At 43.1% G+C, this 6,039-nt stretch carries 2 protein-coding genes; both read right to left on the bottom strand.

The genetic code is table 11. The features are described from left to right. Window positions 1-147: 147 nt before the first annotated feature. Window positions 148-4,404, bottom strand: a complete 4,257-nt coding sequence (locus CDG79_RS38415) for a PAS domain S-box protein (protein WP_094346753.1) — start codon at window positions 4,402-4,404, stop codon at window positions 148-150. 487 nt (window positions 4,405-4,891) lie between these two features. Further along, the coding region (bioF, locus tag CDG79_RS38410) for an 8-amino-7-oxononanoate synthase (protein ID WP_143855717.1) at window positions 4,892-6,039 on the bottom strand (1,148 nt) is incomplete at its 5' end.

Here is a 6,039-nt window from a genome sequence, read left to right as displayed (position 1 = left end):
TAAGAGTGTTCCAAAAAATAAATGATCCAAAACCCGTCGTTGCGAGCGAAGCGAAGCAATCCCAAGGGCTGCGATTGCTTCGCTTCGCTCGCAACGACAATTGGGCATTTTCTTTCTTGGAGTACTCTAACTAATTTTCCTCAAAAATTACGAATTACGAATTATTTTGTCGATCGCTGTCGCTAAATCTCCTGGATCTACGGGTTTAGGTAGGTGTTTTTGAAATCCTGCTGCCATTGCTTGGTTGTAGTTAATTTCTCCAGCATAAGCTGTCAGTGCGATCGCGGGAATTTGCCCGCCTTGCTCTGGTGGTAATTTTCTCACCTCGCGCAGCAGCATATAGCCATCCATTAAGGGCATTCCAATATCGCTTAATAGGATATCTGGCTTTGATTGCACTAATGTTTCTAGGGCTTCGGCTGCTGATTCAACTGCGGTTACAGTCGCGCCATATTGTTCTAGTGCAAAGCTAAAAAATTCTCGCACATCAGCTTGATCGTCTACAAGCAGGATTTGCACTCCCAAAAGCAATGTGTCGTCAGTACTGAGTTCTGCTTGAGAAGCCTCACCACTACTGACTCGCAACTCAGAATTTTTCAACAAAGGTAGTCTAACTGAAAAAGTAGCCCCTTGCCCTTCTCCCAAACTCTCTGCCTGAACTGTACCACCGTGAAGTTCTACTAGATGGCGCACAATTGCCAGTCCTAATCCCAATCCGCCAAATACTCTGGTTGTCTTAGCATCTGCTTGCCGGAAGTAATCAAAGACGTAGGGCAAAAATTCCGGGTTGATTCCTTTACCTGTATCAATTACCCGGATTTGAGCATCTAACCCAACTTGCTCTAGACGCACTTCTACAAGTCCTTCTGTGGGTGTGAATTTAACGGCATTGGAGAGGAGATTCCACATTACTTGTTGCAAGCGATCGCTATCGCCGAGAACTTTGCCGATATCATTACTTAACACCGTTTTAATTTCAATTGATTTGGCTTCTGCTGCTAAACGCACCGTTTCTAGTGCAGATGCGATCGCTACTTTCAAATCCACTGCATAGAGATTTAACCTCACCTTACCTTGTAAAATCCGCGAAACATCAAGTAAATCTCCAATCAATTGCGTTTGTAATTTGGCATTCCGCTCGATTGTTTCCAAAGCCCGGATTTTAGTGGGTTCGTCGAACTTGCGGGTTCTAAGTAACTTTGCCCACCCTAAAATTGGATTCAAGGGAGTTCGCAGTTCATGGGAAAGGACAGCGAGAAATTCATCTTTAATGCGGTTGGCTGTCTCGGCTTGGGCCCTAGCAGTCTTTTCAGCTTCGTAAAGTTGAGCGCGGACGATGGCTTGGGCACACTGCTGTCCCAATGTCAACATAAATCCCCGGTCTTCTTCGTTAAATATTTGTCCAGTGGTAAAGCTTAATCCCAGTGCCCCAATTACTTTACCTTCTGCTACCAAGGGAATGGAAGCCCAGGCATTATTCTCCATAACAGTCACAACATCTGCTAAGTCGGGATATCTAGCAATCATGGCTGCTAAATTTTCTAAAAAAATCGGCTGCCCAGTTCTGACTGTTTCTGCTATTTGGTTAGGTGCTGTGATGGGAAAAGTTGTCCAAGTATTTATGAGCGTTTGGGGATAGCCAATTGCTTGGACAACTTTTAGGGCACTATTTCCCTCAGTGAGTAAGACAACGGAACCACCAGTAGCTTCCAAGGCGGCAATGCCTTGGTTCACTACTACATTGGCTACCTGTTGGGGAGTTAAGGCTTCCGAGAAGGCAGCAGTTATTCTTTGTAAAAGGATGGTGCGATTGACAGACCTTTCAGCAACTTGTTTTGCTTGTTGAGTTTCTTGGTAAAGTCTGGCGTTATCGATGGCTATGGCCGCCCGACGAGCAATATCTTCTGCTAAGGCCAAGTCTGTTTGTTGGTAATAACGACCTGACTCGGCGGTGAAAAAAGAGATTGCTCCAAATAATTGCCCACGGGAACGAACTGGAATCACCATCAGAGAACAAATACCCAGACTTTGCAGTAATTCCAGATGTTCGTTGTCTTCAGACATCTGTAAAAGATGAGAGTCAGATAATTCGGGATAAAAGATAGATATTCTTAGCCTTAGCTGCCGTACAAGCTGTTTGGCTCTGGTTTGGGGTCGATAACGCTGGCGGATTTCTTCTAAAATACTTAGTTTGGTGGGATCGGCAATTGCGATCGCAATTTGTTTACTTGACCAATCTTCCTGGAAGACATCTACAATACACCAATCAGCCAAGGTAGGAACTGCTAGATTAGCCACACTTTCCAAGGCGATTTCATAATCCAATGAGGCGGCTAATAAAGTGCTGGCTTCAACTAAAAACTGTTGTGTTGTTTCAACTCGTTTGCGTTCGCTAATATCCTCAATAATGCCTAATGCATACTTTGGTTGTCCGTTGGTATCCCAAACTGCTGACGAAGTTAAGTTTACCCAAACTATAGAACCATCTTTGCGAATATAGCGCTTCTCTAGGGAATAACCACTAATCTCTTCTGCCAAAACTCGCAGAGCATTTTCCCCATCAGCTGCTAAGTCGTCAGGGTGGGTAATTTCTTGGAAGTTCATTTGCATTAACTCTTCATGGCTATACCCAGTAATCTCACAGAAGGCAGGATTTACCTGAATAAATCGCCCATCTAACGCTACCATAGTAATACCCACAGTTGCTTGGTTGAACATTGCCCGAAACCTTTCTTCGCTTTCCCGCAACGCTACTTCTGTTTGCTTTGCTAATGTCACATCTGCCAAAATAATTCCAATTCCTACCGTTTCTTCACCCATTGCGTTATTGACTGGGTAATAGTTACCGAGCCAGTAGCCGTAACGTCTAGGTTGTTCCCTTGTATCACCACTGATTTCTACATTCAGCAGGGGTTCTCCTGTATCCAAAACGTGCTGTAACTGTGGCTCCAACTCAGCCGCCATTGCTGGCAATACTTCGCCAAATTTGTGTCCTAGATGTTCGTCTATGGTCAAACCGTTGATGTCAGCAAAAACTTGATTAATTCGGATATATCGCAGTTCCCGATCTAAAAAGCATACAGCAACAGGAGCGGCTTCTAGTAGCGCATCTAGAAGAGATAGAGATTCGGCGTAATGAATTAAAGCCTGGTGGATGTCTCGATAAAGTCGGGCATTTTCCACTGCTAAGGCTGCACGATGGCTAATATCTGTTGCTAAAGTTAAGTCAGTGCGATCGTAGCGACGATTTGATTCTGCGGTGATAAAGGTGATAGTGCCGAGTACTTGTTGGTGCGCTATTAACGGCACAATCATCACAGACTTCATCCCCAATTGGCGAAGAAGTTCTAAGTGTTCGTGATTCTGGCTAGTGGCCACCAATAGCGAGTCAGATACTTCTGAAATTAATTCGCTTTGCCTGGTTTGCAGTACTGTAGTAATCGCACTTGCACTCTTGTAATCTGGCACATACTCTTGAAGTTTAGCCGCCAACTCTGCTTTGGATGGGTCTGTATGGGCAATGGGTAGGCGGCGAATGGAACCATCTTCATTTAAAATGTCAACGCTACACCAATCAGCTAGCTTCGGAACTGATATTTTGGCAATTTGTTCTAAGGTTTCTTCATAATCTAGCGAAGTAGAGAGGACGCTACTAATTTGGGCGATATAGCGCAGTCTTTCTTCAGCCTGCTTGCGCTCTGTAATATTCACAGCCGCACAAGTAATACCATGAATACTATTGTCTGGATCTTTCAGTGGTTCAACCAGCAAATCATAGTAACGATCTTCTCCACAAGTTGTTACATAAACCTCTTCACGGGTTGAAACACCAGTCTCTATTACCTTCAGCTTAATTGCCTTCAATTGCTCTGCTACTACGGCTGAAAACAATTCATCATCAGATTTACCTAACATTTCCTCAGCAGTATTTAGACCTTGAGGATTATGAATCCACTGATATCGCAAATCTCGATCCTGTTGAAAGACTATGATATCCGAACTGCTTAACGCTAATCGAAATCGCTCCTCACTAACTCTTAGCTGTTGTAGATTTCCATCAGCCCGTCTTTTAGCAGTCTTTAATGCCTCACATCCGATACTAGAGAGCAATCCTTGTAATGCAAATAACCCAATTCGCACAGAATTAGATAGGTCAAAACTCAGCTCATAAGCTGGCGGGAGAAAAAAGTAATTGCTGACTAGCGCAGACAAGGAGGTTGCCAATAGCCCTGATTTCAAACCGCCATACCAAGCACTCACCATTACAGCGCTAAAAAACAGCAGGAAAGGAGTTCTACTCATGCTTAACCAGGGGTCTAGTATCAGCATTAGTACTAATGCAACTGCGATAATTAATACAGTGACACTATAACGTAGTAAGTGAGAAGAATGAATATGAGACATGAAAATGTTTTGGAACAACCAATACTTATTGCAAAGGCTCTATACAGCCTAAGCTAGTGTGCAAATTTTAGTAATTTATCTCCAGATAGATTTTTACTTATTGAAAAAACTCCTTTTGTTAGAAGTTAATTACTCGATAATATAGTATTGAGAATAAATAATTTACCACTAATATTCTATATTTATATCCATAACGTTGGTTTGCCAATCTATATAAATAATAAGTAGGGCGGTGTAATTAAAGATAACTAGCTATGGCTGTCATTTGTCCTTTGTCATTTCTCATTAGTAAGGGTTTCAAGCCTATTTACGTTTCGTAAGATAGTTTAGTTTATTCCCATCGACTTACTTACTCAATTCCAAAATCTGAAATTTCAAAGTATTTTATCTTACTTTTGCTGGCACACAACGCCCAGTTAGTTAGTTCGCCATCAACAAAACTATATTCAATTAATCCCCCACCCTAGTGTCATCTATTAACATTAAATTAGCTGTAATTAACATCTTTCAGGACTGCTACCAATTTTTCAATATGTGCTACTTCATGAGTTGCCATCACAGATATTCTGATCCGACTAGTGGGCACTGTGGGGGGACGAATTGCTGGGGCAAAAATGCCAGCATCTCTTAGCTGTTTTCCAGCTTTGAGGGCATCTGTGGCATTAGGCAATTGAAAACATAATATAGGTGATTCTGAAGGCAGCAATTTTAAGTTAGGTAAGTGTTGCAGCAAAGTTTTCAAGTAATGTATATTCCCCCACAATTGGGCACGATGTTGCGGTTCTTGTTGCACTATCTTAATTGCTGCTAAGGCCGCTGCTGTATCAGCAGGTGAAAGCCCAGTAGTATAAATCCAACTAGGTGCGCGGTTCCGCAAAAAGTCAATTAGGGCGCTACTTCCGGCTACGTATCCGCCTAAACTACCCAAAGCTTTACTCAAAGTACCAATTTGAATTAATTGCTTTCCTGTACACCCAAAATGCTCTACACACCCAGCGCCAGTTTTTCCTAGTACCCCAGTGGCATGAGCTTCATCGACTAGCAGCATACAGCTAAACTCATCAGCGATATCCAATAGTGCGGGCAACGGACATAAATCGCCGTCCATGCTGAAAACGGTATCAGTAAGAATTAAACAGCGTCGGTAATTTTGTCGCTGTTGACTCAACTGAGTTTTTAGTACTTCAACATCACAGTGCGGATATTCCACAACTACTGCACCGCTAAGAATCGCTCCATTTTTCAGGCTGGAATGATTGTACTGGTCAGATAAGATTAAATCGCGCTTGCCCACAAGGGCGGTAATTGCACCCAAATTTGCTAGATACCCGGAACTAAATACCAAGGCATCTTCTGTTTGTTTGGTAGATGCGATCGCCTCTTCTAACTCCCTGTGTAATTCTCGATGCCCACTGAGTAATCTAGAACCAGTACTACCAGTGCCAAATTCAGCGATCGCAGCAATTGCGGCTGTCATCAACCGCTCATCCCCAGCCAATCCCAAATAGTCATTACTGGCAAAATTAATTACCTCTTGCCCAGCTAAAACCACCGTTGCACCCGGACGACCAGTGATAGGTTGTACCGAACGATACCAGTCTGCCCGATGAATTGTTGCTAAGGACTGTTCTAGCC

This window comes from Nostoc sp. 'Peltigera membranacea cyanobiont' 232, assembly GCF_002245985.1.
Lineage (GTDB): Bacteria > Cyanobacteriota > Cyanobacteriia > Cyanobacteriales > Nostocaceae > Nostoc.
This window is presented reverse-complemented; position numbering and strand designations above follow the sequence as displayed.

Excerpts from the sequence above, each read along its gene's own strand:
- CDG79_RS38415 (WP_094346753.1), bottom strand. The coding sequence starts at position 4,404 with ATGTCTCATATTCATTCTTCTCACTTACTACGTTATAGTGTCACTGTA.